This is a genomic window from Nonomuraea polychroma (assembly GCF_004011505.1).
Taxonomy (GTDB): domain Bacteria; phylum Actinomycetota; class Actinomycetes; order Streptosporangiales; family Streptosporangiaceae; genus Nonomuraea; species Nonomuraea polychroma.
Genome location: NZ_SAUN01000001.1, coordinates 10,380,569 through 10,396,667, shown reverse-complemented (window position 1 = coordinate 10,396,667; position 16,099 = coordinate 10,380,569). Strand labels below are relative to the sequence as shown.

Here is a 16,099-nt window from a genome sequence, read left to right as displayed (position 1 = left end):
GCCCAATCCTACGGATACGGCTCAGCGGTCGGGGTCGGCGAAGCGGGCGAACGCCTGGAGGTTGGCCAGCGACTCGCCCCGTTTGGCCCGCCAGGCCCACTCCCGCCTGATCGAGGAGGCGAAGCCCAGCTCCAGCGCCCGGTCGAACCAGTCGTCGGAGTACGTCAGCACGCAGCCGAGCAGCCGGTCCACCTCCTCCTCGGTGACGGCGGACAGCGGCACCCGGCCCACGAGGTAGACGTCCCCGACGGGGTCGAGCGAGAAGTGCACCCCGTACATGGAGCCGTTCTTCTCCAGCAGCCAGCGGTAGAACTCGGTGTGGTTCTCATCGGGCTGGCGGCAGAAGAACGCCTCGACGTGGAGCACCCGCTCCCCCACGATCAGCCAGGTCATGGTGGCGAGCTTGTGCTGGCCGGGGAGCTTGGCGAGGAACGCCCCCGGCCGCGGCTCGTCATAAGAGACGTCCGCGGCCTTGAGCGCGGCTTCGACGACATCGCGCATAGAAGTGCACGCTACAGATTGACGGCCACGGGCGTCTTGTGCAGGTTCGCGATGGCGGCCGCGTACACCTCCATCAGCCGCGACGCGGTGGCCTGCCAGCCGAAGGCGGCCGCGTGGGTGCGGGCGCCACGCGAGAGATGGTCGCGCCAGTGCGGCGCGGTGATGAAGCCGCGGAGCGCCTGGGCCCATTCGGCGGGGTCGTGACCGTCCACGAGCAGGCCCGAGACACCGTCCCTGACGGCGGTACGCAGGCCGCCGACGGCGGCCGCGGCCACGGGCGTGCCGCAGGCCTGGGACTCCAGGGCGACGAGGCCGAACGACTCGCTGTAGGAGGGCACGACGGTGACGGAGGCGGCCCGGTACCAGTCGGCCAGCTCGTGCTGAGCGGCCGGGGGCACGAGGCGTACGACGTCGGAGATGCCCAGCTCGGCGGCCAGCTCGGTGAGCATGGACGGCCTGGCCAGTCCGTTGCCGGACGGGCCGCCGACGCAGGCGATCACCAGGCGCTCGCGCAGCGACGGCTCCTCGATGATCATTCTGGAGGCGGCGCGCAGCAGCACGTCAGGAGCTTTGAGCGGCTGGATACGCCCCACGAACAGCAGCACGTGCGCGCCCAGCGGCAGGCCGAGCCGGTCCCGGGCGGCGGCCTGCGAGCCCGGGCGGAAGACGGTGAGGTTGACGCCAGGGTTGACGACGGCGACGCGGTCCTCGGCGGCGCCGTACAGGTCGATGAGCTCGTGGGCCTCGTCGGCGGTGTTGGCCACGAGGCGGTCGGCGATCTCCACGACCTGTTCCTCGCCGACCACGCGGGCCTGCGGCTCGGGCTTGTCGCCGTCGGCCAGCAGGAGGTTCTTGACCTTGGCCATGGTGTGCATGGTGTGCACGAGCGGCACGCCCCAGCGTTCCTTGGCCAGCCAGCCGACCTGGCCGGACAGCCAGTAGTGGGAGTGGATGACGTCGTAGCGGCCCGGGTCGTACATGGCCTCGGTGCGCAGCACCTCCGACAAGAACGCGCACAGTTGCCCGGGCAGGTCGGCGCGGTCCATCTCCTCGTACGGCCCCGCGGTCAAATGCCTGACGAGGACGCCGGGGGCGAGCTCGGCCACGGGTGGCAGGTCACGGGCGGTCGCCCGGGTGAAGATCTCCACCTCTACGCCCAGCTGCGCCAGCAGCTTGGCGGACTCGACGATGTACACGTTCATGCCCCCGGCGTCGCCCGTTCCGGGCTGGTCCAGGGGCGATGTGTGCATGCTGATGGTCGCGACCCGTCCGACCCGTCGTCGCCTCACTCGACACCACCTCCAAGAGCGTTACAACCATCAAATTTTTTCCGACATTCCCGACAAGCTGCTGCAGCGCGGCACGAGCGGGCGGAATGTCGCCACGGCGGGGGGACGAGAGGGCGGCGCCCGGGCAGCGGGGCGAGGCCTGGCAGGATGAGGGGCATGCGGAGAACGGCTGTGGTGACCGGGGCGAGCAGCGGGATCGGCGAGGCGACGGCACGCCGGCTCGCCGCCGAGGGCTATGAGGTGGTGGCGGGCGCGCGGCGGCGCGAACGGCTGGACAAGCTGGCCGCCGACGAGCCGCTGATCAGGGCGGTGACGCTCGACGTGACCTCGCAGGAGTCGGTGGACGCGCTCGCGGCCTCGCTCGACCGCTGCGACGTGCTGGTCAACAACGCCGGCGGCGCGTTCGGGCTGGAGCCGGTCGCGGACGGGCGGCTCGAGGACTGGCAGCAGATGTACGACGTCAACGTGCTCGGCTCGCTGCGCATGACCCAGGCCCTCATGCCCAAGCTCATCGAGTCGGGCGACGGTGTGCTGGTGATGCTGACCTCGACGGCGGGACTGGTGTCGTACGAGGGCGGCGGCGGCTACTGCGCGGCCAAGCACGCCCAGACGTCGATGACCGAGACGCTGCGCCTGGAACTGGTCGGCCGGCCGGTGCGGGTCGTCGAGATCGCGCCGGGCATGGTGAAGAGCGAGGGGTTCGCGGTCACCAGGTTCCGCGGCGACGAGGCGGCCGCGGCCCGCGTGTACGAGGGCGTGCCCGACCCGCTGAGCTCGGACGACGTGGCCGACGCCATCGCGTGGTGCGTCACCAGGCCCGCCCACGTGAACATCGACCGCCTGATCATCCGCCCCCGCGCCCAGGCCGCGCAGCACCGGGTGCACCGCGTCACGTGAACAAGCCCGTCGGCGCCATCACCAGGGGGACGACCGCGCACAACCGGCTGCGGCGCTGCGATCGCTGGATCGCGGCGGTGCACGGGCGGCGGCTGCGGGCGGTCGATCGGCCGCTGGTGGTGGACCTGGGCTACGGGGCCTCGCATGTCACGACGCTGGAGCTCTTCACCCGGCTGCGCCGGGTCTCCCCCGGGGTCGAGGTGGTGGGGATCGAGATCGACCCGGCCAGGGTGGCGGTGGCGAAGCCGTACGAGCGGGAGGGGCTGAGCTTCCGGCTCGGCGGCTTCGAGCTGCCCGTGTCCCGGCCGCCGGTGCTGATCAGGGCGTTCAACGTGTTGCGCCAGTACGCCGAGGCGGAGGCCTGGCACTACTGGGACGTGCTGCGCGGCCGGCTGGCCCCGTACGGGGTGCTGGTCGAGGGGACGTCGTCGGAGAACGGCCGGCGGGCGGTCTGGGTGGGCCTGTCGTCCCGCGGGCCCGAGACGATCACCTTCTCGGCCCGCTTCGACGCCTTCGAACGGCCCTCCGACCTGGCCGACCGGCTGCCGAAGACCCTCATCCACCGGAACGTCCCGGGTGAGCGCATCCATACGTTCCTGCGGGACTTCGACCACGCGTGGGCGGTCAGCGCGCCGTACGGCGTGCACGGGGCGAGGCAGCGGTGGCTGGCCGCCGTACAGGCTCTGGCGGGCACCTGGCCGGTTCCCACGCGGCCACCACTGGGCGGCGCGGCCAGGTGGCGGCTCGGCGAGGTGACCTTGCCCTGGCCGGCGGTCAGCCCCCGAGACTAGAGCCGCGACTCGAACGCGGTGTACGCCGTGCGATCGAACAACACGAACCTGACGTCCTCGACCGACGTGTCCGCCCGCCGCACCGCGTCCAGCGCGATGCGTGCCGCGTCGTCCATGGGCCAGCCGTAGATCCCGGTCGAGATCGCGGGAAAGGCCACCGACCCGGCCCCGAGCTCCTCGGCGACGCGGAGCGACGCCACGTAGCAGGAGGCGAGCAACTCCGAACGGTCCTCCGACGTGGAGTGGACAGGCCCGACCGTGTGGATCACCCAGCGGGCCGGGAGCCGCCCTGCCGTCGTCGCCACGGCCTGGCCCGCCGGGAGGCCCTTGCCGTAACGGGCGGCCCGCAGCTTCCTGCATTCCTCCAGGATCTCCGGGCCGCCGCGGCGGTGGATGGCGCCGTCGACGCCCCCGCCGCCCATGAGCGAGGAGTTGGCCGCGTTGACGATGGCGTCCACCCGCTGCTCGGTGATGTCTCCCTGGACCAGGGTGATTTCCATCTCACCAGCATCCCGGATGCCAGCTCGACAGGTTGTAGAGCTACCCTGAAGGGCGTGAAGGGTCTTGGCGAACTCGAGCGCAGCATCATGGACATCCTCTGGGCGGAGAACACCTCGTTGACCGCCCGCGAGGTCGGCAGGCTCATAGCCGACCGTGACCTTGCCCCCACGACGGTCATGACCGTGCTCGACCGCCTCACCCGCAAGGGATTCCTGCACCGGACGCGCGACGGCCGTGCGTGGAGATATCAGCCGGCGGAAAGCCGTGACGCGTACATCGCCGAGCTTATGCTGGAAGCCTTGGATTTGACGGGCGACCGATCGGCCGCCCTCACTCGCTTCGCCCAGGCCGTGTCAGGACCGGAGGCGGAGATCCTGCGCAGAGCCCTCACGGAGCTGGAGGAAGAGTGATCACGGCAGCGGCGCTGGCAGCGCTCGCCACGGCGTGCGCGGTCGGCTCCTGGCGTTTCACGACGGCCCGGTGGACCTCACGCGCGCCCCGGCTGGCCATCATTCTCTGGCAGTCCCTGGGCGTGGCCTGGGGCCTGGCCACGACCGGCGCCATGCTGGCGTACGCGGTCCAGCCCTACGGCCTTGGCGTGCTGCCCGGGCTCATCGCGTTCGCGCGCGGCGAGACGCCTCGCGCACCCTGGGACGCGCTCCACGTGCTGGCCATGATCGCGGGGATCACCGCGCTGGCCGTGCTGGTCGTGGTGCTGCTCACGGCAGGGGTGCAGGCGCTGCGGGCTCGGCGGCGGCACCGCATGCTGCTCGCGCTGATCGCCCACGACGACCCGGCCATGCCCGGGGTGCGGGTGCTCGACCACCCGAGCGCGGCGGCGTACTGCGTACCGGGACTGCGTTCGCAGGTCGTGGTCAGCGAAGGCGCGCGCAAGCTGCTGTCGCAGGACGAGCTGGCGGCCGTGCTGGCGCACGAGGCCGCGCACGTACGCGAGCGCCATGACCTGGTCCTGCTGCCGTTCGCCGCGCTGCGCAGGGCGTTGCCCTGGTCGAAGGTCGTGGCCGACGCTCAGGCGCAGGTGGAGCTGCTCATCGAGATGGCCGCCGACGACCGCGCCCGCCGCTACTGCTCGCCGCGCCGGCTGGCCACGGCGCTGCTCAGGTTCGGCACGGCCGGGGCCATGCCGACACCGCACGGCATGCTGGGCCTGCACGCCCACAACGTCATGGCGAGGGTGGACCGGCTGGTCAAGCCGGGTCCCGAGCTGGCCGTGTCCGTGCGGTACGGGTACATCGCACTGTCTGTGACATTGGTCACCGCCGCCCCCTTCCTGTGGGTTATCCAGCTCTGACTGCTTGCTCCTGTTAATCATCCTGTTTGCAATTGCAAGCAGCGCGATGCAGACTAGAGGCATGGCACTACCGAAAGTCGGCTCGATCGGTGAATACATCCGCGAGCAGCGGCAGCAGGCGAAGATCTCGCTGCGCCAGCTCGCCGAGGCAGCTGGGGTCTCCAATCCGTACCTCAGCCAGATCGAGCGCGGGCTGCGCAAGCCGAGCGCCGAGATCCTCAACCAGATCGCCAAGGGTCTGCGGATCTCCGCGCAAGCGCTCTACGTGCAGGCGGGCCTCATCGAGGACCGCGAACCGCCGAGCGACGTGACCACTGCCATCAGGGCCGACACGCATCTCACCGAGCGGCAACGCCAGGTGCTGATCGACATTTATGAGTCGTTCCGCAAGGAGAAGCGCGCCGAGGATGAGCAAACCTCCCAGAACGCTCACCCTCGGCACGGCTCCGGACCGGACGACGAGGAGCCGCTGCCCGAGGAGTTTCTCGCCGCTCTTGAGCCCTATGCGGCGACCTCACGCAACGGCAACGTCACCCAGGAAACCAAGGAAGGTTAACCCATGACGCTCGCCACCGAGGTCAAGAAGCTCACTGACTCCAAGCCGTTCTACGCCGTCGCGGGCGCCGGCGACTTCGCCGTGGAGAAGCTGCGCGAGCTGCCCGAGCAGCTGCGCAAGCTCCAGTCCCGCCGCTACGAGCTGGCCAGGGACCTGCCCGAGCGCACCCGTGCCTACGCCGACAAGGCCGAGGGTCTCGCCAGGGAGCTCCCGGAGAAGGCCCGCGAGTACGCCGACCAGCTGACCCACAAGGCCACCGAGGTCTATGAGGACTTCGCCACGCGCGGCCGCAAGGTCGTCAGCAAGGCGTCGGGCGAGGCCGCGCTGGAGCTGGAAGAGGTGTCGGAGGCCGCCGAGCCGCCCGTCGCCGAGCCCGTCGAGCCGGTCAAGAAGACCCGCTCGACCCGCACCACCCGTACGACGAAGGCCTGATGTGACGGAAAGGCCCGGCTCCCTTGGGGAGGCGGGCCTTTCCGCTTTGGGGTGCCCGGTCGGCCGGGGCGCCCATTAGGCTGGTGGCCGGTCTCATAGCGGCGTTGGGCGGAGCCAACAACATGAATCTGATCAACGGTGTCTTCAACCTTCTCTTTCTGGTGCTCGCCGCCATCATCTTCGGCATGTCGGTCTACGCGATCGTGCACGCCCTGCGGGTGCCGGCCAACGCGTTCATCTCGGCGGGCAAGCTGAAGAAGGAGCTGTGGCTGCTCATCCTGGGACTGGCGACGCTGTTCTCCGGCGCTGGGGCATGGATGTACTTCGACGCCTTCCTGGGCGCCCTAGCCATGGGCAACCCCAAGTTCATCGGCATCGGCCTCGGCCTGTTCTCGATCCTCGCCGTCATCGCCGCCACCGTCTACATCGTGGACGTGAAGCCCGCCGTCAAGGGCATGGGCCGGGGCAACAGCGGGCCGTACGGCCCCTGGTAGTCGCTAGGCTTCCGGCATGAGCAACGACCTCCACGGACGTACCCACCGGCTGGAACTGGCGGATCAGAGCCTCAGGGACTTCGAGGCCGTCGTGCTGGAGGCGAGCCCGGAGGGGATCGTCCTCGACAAGTCGGCGTTCTATCCGGGCGGCGGCGGCCAGCCGGCCGACCACGGCGTGCTGATCTGGCAGGGCGTGGAGACCCGCATCGTCGGGGCCCGCAAGGGCGATGATCTCTACCTGATCCCGGCCGAGGGCGACCCGATCCCGCCCGTGGGCACCGTGGTCACGGGAGCGGTCGCCGACGAGCGCCGCTCGGCCCTCATGCGTACGCACTCCGGCCTGCACGTGTTGTGCGGGGTGGTGTTCAGGGACTACGGCTGTCTGGTCACGGGCGGCAACATGGACGAGCTCAGCGCGCGGATGGACTTCAACCTGCCCGAGGTGCCTCCTGGCTTCAAGGAGGCCGTCGAGGACGCCTGCAACGCCGAGATCGTCGCCGACCGGCGCATCGACGTGAGGGTGCTGCCGCGTGCGGAGGCGTTCGCCATCCCTGACATCATCCGCACCGCCACGAACCTGGTGCCGGAGACGGTCCAGGACGTGCGTGTCGTCGACATCGTGGGCCTCGACACCCAGGCGGACGGCGGCACCCACGTGGCCTCGACGAAGCAGATCGGCCGGATCAAGGTCGCCAAGATCGAGAGCAAGGGCCGGGGTTTTCGCCGCCTGCGCATCCAGATCTCCGACTGAACGGGTCCCCGCCCTGACCGGCGCCCAACTGGAATTGCGGATTACCTGATCAGGGCTCCCGCGCCCCTGTTCGCGGCATTTACGCTTGGCTCCTGCAGCGCCGCGCAACGGGGGTTGGCGTGTCCGACGAAATCGCTGAGTCGCACCCTGTTCCCCTTCTTCGCGGGACCGCGCGGCAAGCGGCGCGCGTGGACTGGAAGCGCGGGCTGGTCGCGTTGATCGGGGTCGCCATCCCCGGGATCAAGGCGAGTCTGGAATGGGGCTGGCTGGGCACCATCGGAATCCTCGGCGTGGGGGTGATCGTATTCTCGATCATCACGCCTGCCCAGAAGCTCCTGGCCGTCCGTCTGCGTGCCGCCTTCGGCGATCCTTCCGGCTTCGCGGTCGCGTTCCAGCCGTTCGATCCCCGCGACTACCGACGCTTCGGAGCCAAGCAATGGCGTCGGCAGTCCTACCGGGCACTGCTGGCGATCGACCGGGGCCGGCTCACCTTCCGGCCTGACGAAAAGAGCCGCCTCAAGGGGCGGAACGCCTTCTCCGTGCCGTTGGCAGACATCCGCACCATCGTCGTGAGGCGCCCTCACCACCTCCGCCCAGGCGCGATGGCGTTCGTCGAGCTGCAGGGTGGTGGAGTGCTTCATCTCCGCCTCCTCGACCGCGGCGCGGCGTTCGTCGCGGTCCTGCGTGCGGCCGGCGTCCCGCGGGTCGAGGAAGATTGAGCGTGCGACTAGCCGATCATCTTCTCGAAGCCGTCGAGGAGCCGGCCGAGGCCGAACTCGAAGAGGCGGTCGAGGTCGAGGTCGAAGTCGCCCAGGTCGGCCAGGAACGCGGCGAAGGCGGTGTAGCCGTCTGACTCGCTGATCGCCCGTAGCCGGTCCTCCTGCCCGCTCATCCACTCCTCGTCAGTGAGCCCCGTGGCGGCTCTCGCCCGTCGCTCCATCTCGAGGTTGGCGGCGATGCCTTGGACGTAGCTGTAGAGCAGGATCTGCAGGTCCATCTTGGTCGTGGCGTCCAGGCCGGTGTCCGCCAGCGCCGCCATGACCCACTCCGTGTGCTTGGCCAGGCCGGCCGAGGGCAGCGGCCGGTACAACGAGGTGACCCCGGCCATCCAAGGGTGCGCCCGGTAGGCGGCCCACTGCAGGCGAGCGGTCGTCTCGAACGCGGCCCGCCAGCCGGGCGGCCGTTCGGCGGGCAGCGGGAAGTCTTCGACCGCCGCGTCGACCATGAGCAGGACCAGGTCGTCCTTGCTGCCAATATGGCGGTAGAGGGACATGGTCGCCAAGCCGAGCCGGTCGGCGATCGCTCGCATGGTCACGTCGGGGAGCCCTTCGGCGTCGGCGATCTCGATGGCTGCCCGGACGATGCGCTCCCGCATCCGGCCAGATCCAGAAATTTCCGGACGCCGGGCCGCCCGCCCGCCGCCCTGCTCCGCCACGACCGTCCCCACCCGCGGCTCGGCCACCACGACACCCTCCTGTGCCAGCAGCGCCAGTGCCTTGGTGGCGGTGGCCAGCGCGACCCCCCAGTCCCTGGCGAGCTGTCTGGTGGACGGCACCCGGTCCCCGGGACGCAACCTGCCGTCGGCGATGCGCCGTTTGATGTCGCCTGCGATCCGCGCGTAGGGCGGAGTGTTCATCAGACCCTCCTGTACTAGTACAGATCTTCCCATCATAACGTTGCGAGCTGCTGTATGTACGACGTACATTCAGACCTGCGTACAACGTCAACAAGGGAGTCACATCATGAAGGCGCTCATTTCCGGCGCGAGTGTCGGCGGTCCGGTCCTGGCCTACTGGCTGCGGCGCAACGGCGCCGAGGTGACGGTCGTCGAGCGCGCCCCGGCCCCGCGCAAGGGCGGCCAGGCCATCGACATCAGGGGCGCGGCGCTGACCGTGGCCGCGCGCATGGGCATCCTGGAGCAGGCCCGGGCACTGCGGACGACCATGCAGGGCATGTCCATGGTGGACGGCGACGGCAACGAGCTCATGCGCAGCACCGAGGGCACGCTGAGCGGCGGCGACTTCGACAGCCCCGACGTCGAGATCATGCGCGACGATCTGACCGCGCTCGTCACCGCGGCCGCCGACGCCGACTACGTCTACGGCGACTCGATCGCCTCACTCACCCAGGACGCCGACGGCGTGGACGTGACGTTCGAGAGCGGCAGGCAGGAGCGTTACGACTATGTGGTCGGCGCCGACGGGCTGCACTCCAACGTGCGGCGGCTGGCGTTCGGCCCGGAGGAGCGGTTCCTCGAGCACCTCGGCATGTACGTCTCGATCTTCACCGCGCCGAACTTCCTCGGCCTGGACCACTGGCAGACCTGGTTTCGCGAGGGCGACGTCGGCGGGGCGGTGTTCAGCGACAGGGACCCCGGAGTGATGCGCGTCAACCTGGGATTCGGCGCGGGCCCGATCGCCTACGACCACCGCGACGTGGAGCAGCAGAAGCGCCTGATCCAGGAGCACTGCGCCGGGGCGCGTTGGGAGGTGCCGAAGCTGCTGGAGGCCATGTGGGCGGCCGACGACTTCTACTTCGACGCCATGGCGCAGGTGAAGATGGAGCGCTGGTCGACCGGCCGGGTGACGCTGATCGGCGACGCCGGTTACTGCGCCTCGCCGCTGTCCGGCCAGGGCACGAGCCTGGCCATGGTGGGGGCGTACGTGCTGGCGCAGGAGCTCGCCGCCGACGCGGCCGGCGCGTTCGACCGGTACGAGAAGCGCATGCGGCCCTTCGTCGCGCAGAACCAGGCGCTCGCCGTCGAGAACCCCGGCCAGGGCGCCTCACCGGAAAGTGTTCAGCTGGCCGCCAACGGCATCACCTTGGACTGAACCGATACGATTTGCCGCCATGACGGGTATCAGACTCACGATGGCCGCCCTCGGGGCCACCGCTCTGACGTTGACCGCCGCCCCCGCCATGGCGACGGCGGCCGGGATCACGACCGACGTGACGATGACCCTGGGCAAGGACGGCACCCTGCACGTGGTCGAGAAGATCAGCGGGGGCTCGGGCGGGCTGAAGCGTACGTTCCTCGCCAGGACCCGCTACGACGACAGCTACGACCGCCTCTACCAGATCTCGAACGTCAAGGGCGGCACGCTCGCCGGCGACCTGCTCACCGTGACGGGCCAGACCGTCGAGTACGACGTCAAGGGCGCGGTGACGACCTCGGGCGGCGTCGAGGAGCTGCGCTGGTTCGCGGTGAACGGCTGGAACCAGCAGGTCGACAAGGCCACGGTCAAGGTCAACGGCCCCGGCCTGGTGCAGAACCTGTCCTGCTTCGCCGGCGACCTGACCTCCGCCATCGGGTGCACGGCGGCCTCGATGGACCACTCCGCCACCCAGGCCGACTTCGAGCAGGAGAACATCGCGCCCGGCCAGGCCCTGACCGTCGTCATCGGCTACCCGAAGGGCTCCAGCACCGGCGCCCCGATCCTGGAGAAGCGTTTCTCGCTGGCGGCCGCGTTCACCCTGAACACCATCACGGGCGGCGCGCTGGCGGGCCTGCTGGTGCTGCTGCTGGGCGGCGTCGGCCTGCTCTACTGGACGCGCGGCCGCGACGCCAGGGTCGTCAGCCATGAGCAGGACGCCGTCAATCCCGTGCAGAACGGGCACTTCTCGCCGCCCGACGGGGTGCGTCCCGGGCAGATCGGCACACTCGTCGACGAGCAGGCCGACGTGGTCGACGTGACCGCCACGATCGTCGACCTCGCCGTCCGCGGCTACCTGCGGATCGACGAGCAGCCCCGCCAGACGTACGACGCGCCCGACTGGATGCTGGTCAGGCTGCCGAACGCACCCGTCAACGCGCTCCTGCCGTACGAGCGCGCGCTCTACGACGCCATCTTCGACGGCCGGGACGCGGTGCTGCTGTCGCAGATGTCCGGCTCGTTCGCGACCCACCTGGGCAAGGTCCGCGACGCCCTGTACGCCGACGTGGTCAAGCAGGGCTGGTTCGCCCGCCGCCCGGACACCGAGCGCACCAGGTGGACCACGATCGGCGTGGTGCTGATCGGCGTGGGCCTGCTGGCGACCGTGGCGCTGGCCTGGTTCACGACGTACGGGCTGCTGGGCCTGGCTCTGGTCATCGCGGGCGGCGCGCTGGCGGTCGGCGGCCAGTACATGCCGGCCAAGACCGCCAAGGGGTCGGCGGCGATGGCGCACACCATGAAGTTCCGCGAATACCTGTTCTCCGGCGAGCTGGGCAACGTGCCCGAGCAGCACCGAGTGGAGCTGTTCTCCCGCTACCTGCCGTACGCGGTGATCTTCGACGGGGTGGAGCACTGGTCACGCGTGGTGGCCGCGGTCACCGGCAACGGCGGGCAGGCCGACAACCTCTACTGGTACCACGGGCCCGCGGAGTGGGACCTGTCCAAGTTCGCCGGCTCGATGCGGACGTTCACGACGACCACCTCGGGCGCGATCTCCGCGACCCGCCAGTTCCGCACGCTCTAACGGATCCGTACCTCACCGACCGGGCGGCCCCCGCCGAGCACCGGCGTGGCCGCCAGCTCGGCGAGCTCTGGAGCGTCCAGCCCCAGCGAGCGCAGCGCCGCCACCGTGACGGGCACGCGGGCGCGCTGCGAACCGTCCTCGATCTTCACGGTGCCCGCCCGCCCGTCCTCGAACACGAACGCGTCGAACGCCTCCGCCCCGGCCTTCAGCATGAGCCCGGGCAGCGCCCGCATGAGCTTGGCCTCGGGGCGGTCGGTGCCCGACGTCCACTCCGGGTAGGCGCGCATGGCGTCGAAGATCTTGCGCTCGTACGAGTCCGGCGACGACATGGGGAACGCCCGGAACGCCTTCGTCACGCCCAGCATGGACACGAAGAACAGCGGCGCCCCGCACCCGTCCACACCCGAGGCCGCCACCCGCTCGCCGGTCAGGTCCTCGACCGTCTCCCTGATCGCGCGCTGCAGCGGATGCTTGGGCTCCAGGTAGGTGTCGAGCGGCCAGTCGTTCAGGACACAGGTGGCCAGCATGGCGGCGTGCTTGCCGGAGCAGTTCATGAAGACGCGGCCGCGTTCGGTGACCGTACGGTCGAACGGGTAGTCCTCGGGGCACCGCAGCGCCGACTCCTCCAGCCCCGCCCCCGCCAGGATCTTCCTGACGCCGTCCACGTGGAACGGCTCGCCCGAGTGGGAGGCGCAGGCCAGCGCGAGCAACTCGTCCTCCAGCGGCAACCCGCCACGCAGCATGCCGAGCGCCTGGAGCGGCTTCATCGACGATCGTGGCGACGCGGGCACGTGCACCGCGCCCCGCGCCTCGACCGGGCGGCCTTCCGCGTCCACGGTGAGCATGCGAGCCTGATGCGTGGACTCCACGAACCCGGACCGGACAACTTCCACGATCAACGACATTTCCCCATCCCTTCCGGCATGAGTCTACGGAGGGTTTTTCCTGGGCCAGAATGGGATCCCATGCGAGCAGTGGTGCAGCGAGTGAGTTCAGCGTCCGTCGAGGTCGAAGGCCGGACCGTCGGGGCGGTCAGCGAGCCCGGCCTGCTGGTCCTGGTGGGCGTCACGCACACGGACACGCGGGCGGAGGCCGCCAAGCTCGCCGCCAAACTCTGGGGCCTGCGCATCCTGCACGGCGAGAAGTCCTGCTCGGACGTGTCCGCGCCGCTCCTGGTGATCAGCCAGTTCACCCTGTACGGCGACGCGCGCAAGGGCAGGCGGCCCACCTGGCAGGCCGCCGCCCCCGGGCCGGTCGCCGAGCCGCTGGTGGACGCCGTGGTGGAGGAGTTGCGCGGCTTGGGCGCGCACGTGGAGACGGGCGTCTTCGGCGCGGACATGAAGGTGTCCCTCGTCAACGACGGCCCGATCACCCTCGTCATCGACATCTAGCCGCCGTTTTCGCGCCTGCCGCGTCGTCACCCCTGTGCCCGCCTCCGCTCAACGGGGACCACGACCTCCCTCGGCCTTCTCCAAGGGACCTCCGCCGAAGCGCGGAGGGGCGGTGAAGAAGCGCAGGCAGGTCGCGGTGACGAGCCGGAAAGGGTCTAGCGGATGCGCCGGCGCAGCGAGGGATCGATGGCGACGTTGCGGCCCGCGTCCGGCGGCACGACGACCTCCTGGGCCGCCGCGACCCCTCCGGCCAGCAAGGACGCGTCCACCGGCACCGTACGCTTGACCACCGCCAGCGCGATCGGCCCCAGCTCGTGGTGCCGGGCGGCCGAGCCGACCACCCCGACCTCCTGGCTCTCGAAGATCACCGGATCGCCGTGCACGGGCAACGTGTCGACGCTGCCGTCGAGATGCAGGAACACCAGGCGGCGCGGCGGATGCCCCAGGTTGTGCACCCGGGCCACCGTCTCCTGACCCCGGTAGCAGCCCTTGCTGAGGTGCACGGCCGAGCCGACCCAGCCCAACTCGTGCGGGATGGTCTTGTGGTCGGTCTCGAACCCCATCCGCGGCCGGTGCTGCTCGATCCGCAGCGCCTCATAAGCCCACAATCCCGCCAGCGGCCGGCCCAGGTGGTCGGCCAGCTCCGCCCGCGGCACCAGAAAGTCCTCCGTGGCCGTGGAGAGCACGGCCAGGTCGTCGGCCCGCGACACCTCGACCCGGAGCATGAAGCGCATGCGGTCGAGATAGTCGATCAAGCTCTGCGCGGTGCCCGGCTCGACGTGGGCCAGCACGCTCTCGCCGTCGTCCACCAGCGTCAGGTGATGCTGCACGCGGCCCTGCAGATCGAGGTCCAGCGTCTGCGTCCATTCGCCGGGTTTCAGCGTGTCGAGCTTCTGCGAGGTCAGGTCGTTGAGCCATTTCAGCCGATCGGCGCCCGAGATCCGGATCACCTCGCGGTTGCTGCGGTCGACGACCGCCTCGCCCTTGGCCAACGCGCGCTGCTCGGCGTAGAGGTCGCCGTAGTGCGCGGCTACGTCGGAGTCCGGCGCGTCCGCCGCGACGGCGCCGGGGAGATCGAGCAGAGGGCTACGCATGCTCTCCAGGCTATCCGCAGCCGCGGCGGCGGCCGACAACCGCCCCGGAGCAGATGATCTAGCGGCAGTTGCGGCAGCGCCCGAAGACGGTCAGATGGTGGACGTCGGCAACGAACCCCAGCTCGTCGTCAAGCCCTTTGACCAGCCCCTCGGCCAGCTCGGGCCGCACCTCGAACACCTTGTCGCACCCCCGGCACACCAGGTGCACGTGGTCGGCCTCGGCCGCCAGGTGATAGGTCGGCGCCCCGTGCCCGAGATGCGTGTGGGTGACCAGGCCCAGCTCTTCCAGCAGCTCCAGCGTGCGGTAGACGGTCGAGATGTTGACCCCGCGCGCCGTCTCCCGGACCTTGACGCAGATCTCCTCAGGCGTGGCGTGCTCCAGGTCCTTGACCGCTTCGAGGACGAGCTGGCGCTGCGGTGTGACCCGGTAGCCCTTCGCGCGGAGTTCCTCGTGCCACTGCGTCTCGGTCATGCTCCCGAGTCTAGGCGCAACACGCCGCAGCCTGCGGTGGACCGCTGAACGCGGCGCACCTGACGACCCGGGGATATTCACTTGCCCCCTCCGCGGGCGACCGCATAGCTTCATGAGTACGCGGAAAGGAGGTGGTCCGAATAATGGTTTCTCATAGTCGGGCTAGCGAGGTGGTTGTCCGCTGACGTCGCGGACACCTTGTCTCGTCTCGTGACGTTGGCGAATACGAGGCAACCACCGGGGCCCCTGGCAGCCGGAGGGCGGGATCCGATCCCGACCATGGTCCATCCGGCCCGCTTGCACGGCAGGCGGAGTGATGCCCGGGGCCCTTCTTTAATGTTCACCTCTGATCGGCAGGCCGAGGTTGCCGCACGCCTCGCGATAGAGCTCCACCACGGCCTTGCGCACCTGGGCGCGCTCGGTGAGCGTCTCGCCCCAGGGCACTCTGACCCGCTCCCCGCCGTCGATCGTGAACTCGATCGCCTCGGCGTCGACGTCGCTCGTCAGCGCCGTGGTGGCGTCGGGCCGCCCGCCGAGGCCCCGCACGATGATCAGCGAGTCCGCGGCGTGGTCGTCGTTCATGTGGCGCTTGATCGCCTCGACGGCGTCAGCGGTGAAGGGCGTGCGCGTGCTCATGCCACCTTCTTCAACTCGGCGGACATATGGTCCGTCAGGGGGTGCCCGACCGCGGCCATCTCATAGGCCCACATCAGGTTGCCGTTGACCAGCCCGTAGAGCCGGTGTCCTGCGGTGTATTCCTTGGCCGTGGCGGTGCGGGCGACGACGTCCGTACGCAGCTCGATCTTGTGGAAGACGACCTCGCCGATGTAGATCTCGACGATCCCGGTCGGGTGCGCGAGCACCACCTCGATCTGCCTGTCCGGCTGCGGCCGCCAGTATCCCGACTCCGTGGCCAGCGGCCTGACCCGGTTGCCGTCCTGGTCGAGCAGCCACGTGCGGCTCACGTAGGTCAGGAACGGCTTGCCGTTGTGCCCGAACTCGATCTCCTGGCCGAAGTTGAAGCTCTCGATCGTCGGATAGCCGCCCACGCCGGCGCCCTCCCAGCGACCGAGCAGGAAGGCGATCGGCTCCAGATCAGGGTGCACCTCAGGTTCTTCCATGGTTTCCAAGCGTAGTGGCGCGCCGGGCACGTACGGCAT

At 69.9% G+C, this 16,099-nt stretch carries 21 protein-coding genes; 12 read left to right on the top strand and 9 right to left on the bottom strand.

The features are described from left to right. Positions 1–21: 21 nt before the first annotated feature. Both EDD27_RS48450 and mshA read right to left on the bottom strand, forming a co-directional pair. A complete protein-coding gene (locus EDD27_RS48450; protein ID WP_127939490.1) occupies positions 22–501 on the bottom strand; it encodes a type III secretion system chaperone family protein in 480 nt (159 codons plus the stop codon). An 11-nt stretch (positions 502–512) separates the two neighbouring features. After that, positions 513–1,751 carry a D-inositol-3-phosphate glycosyltransferase gene (mshA, locus tag EDD27_RS48445; RefSeq protein WP_127939489.1) on the bottom strand — a complete coding sequence of 413 codons (1,239 nt, stop codon included), beginning with the start codon at positions 1,749–1,751 and terminating at the stop codon, positions 513–515. Positions 1,752–1,946: 195 nt separating this feature from the next. Here mshA and EDD27_RS48440 point away from each other — a divergent pair, with 195 nt between their 5' ends. Together EDD27_RS48440 and EDD27_RS48435 are read left to right on the top strand one after the other, a co-directional pair. Continuing rightward, positions 1,947–2,687: an SDR family NAD(P)-dependent oxidoreductase gene (locus EDD27_RS48440; RefSeq protein ID WP_127939488.1), complete on the top strand. Its 741-nt coding sequence runs from the start codon at positions 1,947–1,949 to the stop codon at positions 2,685–2,687. Next, positions 2,684–3,478, top strand: a complete 795-nt coding sequence (locus EDD27_RS48435; protein WP_127939487.1) for a class I SAM-dependent methyltransferase — start codon at positions 2,684–2,686, stop codon at positions 3,476–3,478. Before EDD27_RS48440 ends, EDD27_RS48435 begins: the two co-directional genes overlap by 4 nt. Here EDD27_RS48435 and EDD27_RS48430 read toward each other — a convergent pair. Further along, entirely contained in the window at positions 3,475–3,978 is a 504-nt protein-coding gene (locus tag EDD27_RS48430) for an O-acetyl-ADP-ribose deacetylase (RefSeq protein WP_127939486.1), read from the bottom strand. The two genes, EDD27_RS48435 and EDD27_RS48430, sit on opposite strands and share 4 nt — an antisense overlap. Positions 3,979–4,032: 54 nt before the next feature. Here EDD27_RS48430 and EDD27_RS48425 point away from each other — a divergent pair, with 54 nt between their 5' ends. The 7 genes from EDD27_RS48425 to EDD27_RS48395 all read left to right on the top strand — a co-directional run bounded on the left by EDD27_RS48425 (position 4,033) and on the right by EDD27_RS48395 (position 8,243). After that, positions 4,033–4,389 (top strand): BlaI/MecI/CopY family transcriptional regulator, encoded by a 357-nt coding sequence (locus EDD27_RS48425; RefSeq protein ID WP_127939485.1) that lies wholly within the window; start codon positions 4,033–4,035, stop codon positions 4,387–4,389. Then, complete coding sequence (locus EDD27_RS48420; protein ID WP_127939484.1) at positions 4,386–5,291, top strand: M56 family metallopeptidase; 906 nt, start codon at positions 4,386–4,388, stop codon at positions 5,289–5,291. Before EDD27_RS48425 ends, EDD27_RS48420 begins: the two co-directional genes overlap by 4 nt. Positions 5,292–5,295: 4 nt before the next feature. Continuing rightward, the gene (locus tag EDD27_RS58190; RefSeq protein WP_277750815.1) at positions 5,296–5,847 is read left to right on the top strand and encodes a helix-turn-helix domain-containing protein; all 552 of its coding nucleotides are present in this window, start codon (positions 5,296–5,298) and stop codon (positions 5,845–5,847) included. 3 nt (positions 5,848–5,850) lie between these two features. Further along, a complete protein-coding gene (locus EDD27_RS48410) occupies positions 5,851–6,279 on the top strand; it encodes a hypothetical protein (RefSeq protein ID WP_127939482.1) in 429 nt (142 codons plus the stop codon). Positions 6,280–6,401: 122 nt separating this feature from the next. Further along, on the top strand, positions 6,402–6,773 hold the full coding sequence (locus EDD27_RS48405) for a DUF2516 family protein (protein WP_127939481.1): 372 nt from the start codon (positions 6,402–6,404) through the stop codon (positions 6,771–6,773). A gap of 16 nt (positions 6,774–6,789) precedes the next feature. Continuing rightward, positions 6,790–7,524, top strand: coding sequence for an alanyl-tRNA editing protein (locus EDD27_RS48400; RefSeq protein WP_127939480.1), 735 nt, complete (start codon positions 6,790–6,792; stop codon positions 7,522–7,524). A gap of 119 nt (positions 7,525–7,643) precedes the next feature. Next, a complete protein-coding gene (locus EDD27_RS48395) occupies positions 7,644–8,243 on the top strand; it encodes a hypothetical protein (RefSeq protein ID WP_127939479.1) in 600 nt (199 codons plus the stop codon). Positions 8,244–8,251: 8 nt separating this feature from the next. On the opposite strand, the gene EDD27_RS48390 is transcribed toward EDD27_RS48395, so the two are convergent. After that, entirely contained in the window at positions 8,252–9,160 is a 909-nt protein-coding gene (locus EDD27_RS48390; RefSeq protein ID WP_127939478.1) for a TetR/AcrR family transcriptional regulator C-terminal domain-containing protein, read from the bottom strand. A gap of 106 nt (positions 9,161–9,266) precedes the next feature. On the opposite strand from EDD27_RS48390, the gene EDD27_RS48385 reads away from it, so the two are divergent. Together EDD27_RS48385 and EDD27_RS48380 are read left to right on the top strand one after the other, a co-directional pair. Beyond that, positions 9,267–10,355 carry an FAD-dependent monooxygenase gene (locus tag EDD27_RS48385; RefSeq protein ID WP_127939477.1) on the top strand — a complete coding sequence of 363 codons (1,089 nt, stop codon included), beginning with the start codon at positions 9,267–9,269 and terminating at the stop codon, positions 10,353–10,355. A gap of 19 nt (positions 10,356–10,374) precedes the next feature. Further along, positions 10,375–11,982, top strand: coding sequence for a DUF2207 domain-containing protein (locus EDD27_RS48380; protein WP_127939476.1), 1,608 nt, complete (start codon positions 10,375–10,377; stop codon positions 11,980–11,982). On the opposite strand, the gene EDD27_RS48375 is transcribed toward EDD27_RS48380, so the two are convergent. Further along, a complete protein-coding gene (locus tag EDD27_RS48375) occupies positions 11,979–12,887 on the bottom strand; it encodes an asparaginase (RefSeq protein ID WP_127939475.1) in 909 nt (302 codons plus the stop codon). The two genes, EDD27_RS48380 and EDD27_RS48375, sit on opposite strands and share 4 nt — an antisense overlap. Positions 12,888–12,947: 60 nt before the next feature. On the opposite strand from EDD27_RS48375, the gene dtd reads away from it, so the two are divergent. Beyond that, entirely contained in the window at positions 12,948–13,373 is a 426-nt protein-coding gene (gene dtd / locus EDD27_RS48370; RefSeq protein ID WP_127939474.1) for a D-aminoacyl-tRNA deacylase, read from the top strand. A gap of 155 nt (positions 13,374–13,528) precedes the next feature. Here the strand turns inward: dtd and ygfZ are convergent, their stop codons facing one another. The 4 genes from ygfZ to EDD27_RS48350 all read right to left on the bottom strand — a co-directional run bounded on the left by ygfZ (position 13,529) and on the right by EDD27_RS48350 (position 16,060). Then, entirely contained in the window at positions 13,529–14,467 is a 939-nt protein-coding gene (gene ygfZ / locus EDD27_RS48365; RefSeq protein WP_127939473.1) for a CAF17-like 4Fe-4S cluster assembly/insertion protein YgfZ, read from the bottom strand. 58 nt (positions 14,468–14,525) lie between these two features. Then, entirely contained in the window at positions 14,526–14,939 is a 414-nt protein-coding gene (locus EDD27_RS48360; RefSeq protein ID WP_127939472.1) for a Fur family transcriptional regulator, read from the bottom strand. 333 nt (positions 14,940–15,272) lie between these two features. Then, on the bottom strand, positions 15,273–15,575 hold the full coding sequence (locus EDD27_RS48355) for a DUF2470 domain-containing protein (RefSeq protein WP_127939471.1): 303 nt from the start codon (positions 15,573–15,575) through the stop codon (positions 15,273–15,275). Then, positions 15,572–16,060, bottom strand: coding sequence for a heme-binding beta-barrel domain-containing protein (locus EDD27_RS48350; protein WP_127939470.1), 489 nt, complete (start codon positions 16,058–16,060; stop codon positions 15,572–15,574). Before EDD27_RS48350 ends, EDD27_RS48355 begins: the two co-directional genes overlap by 4 nt. Positions 16,061–16,099: the final 39 nt, after the last annotated feature.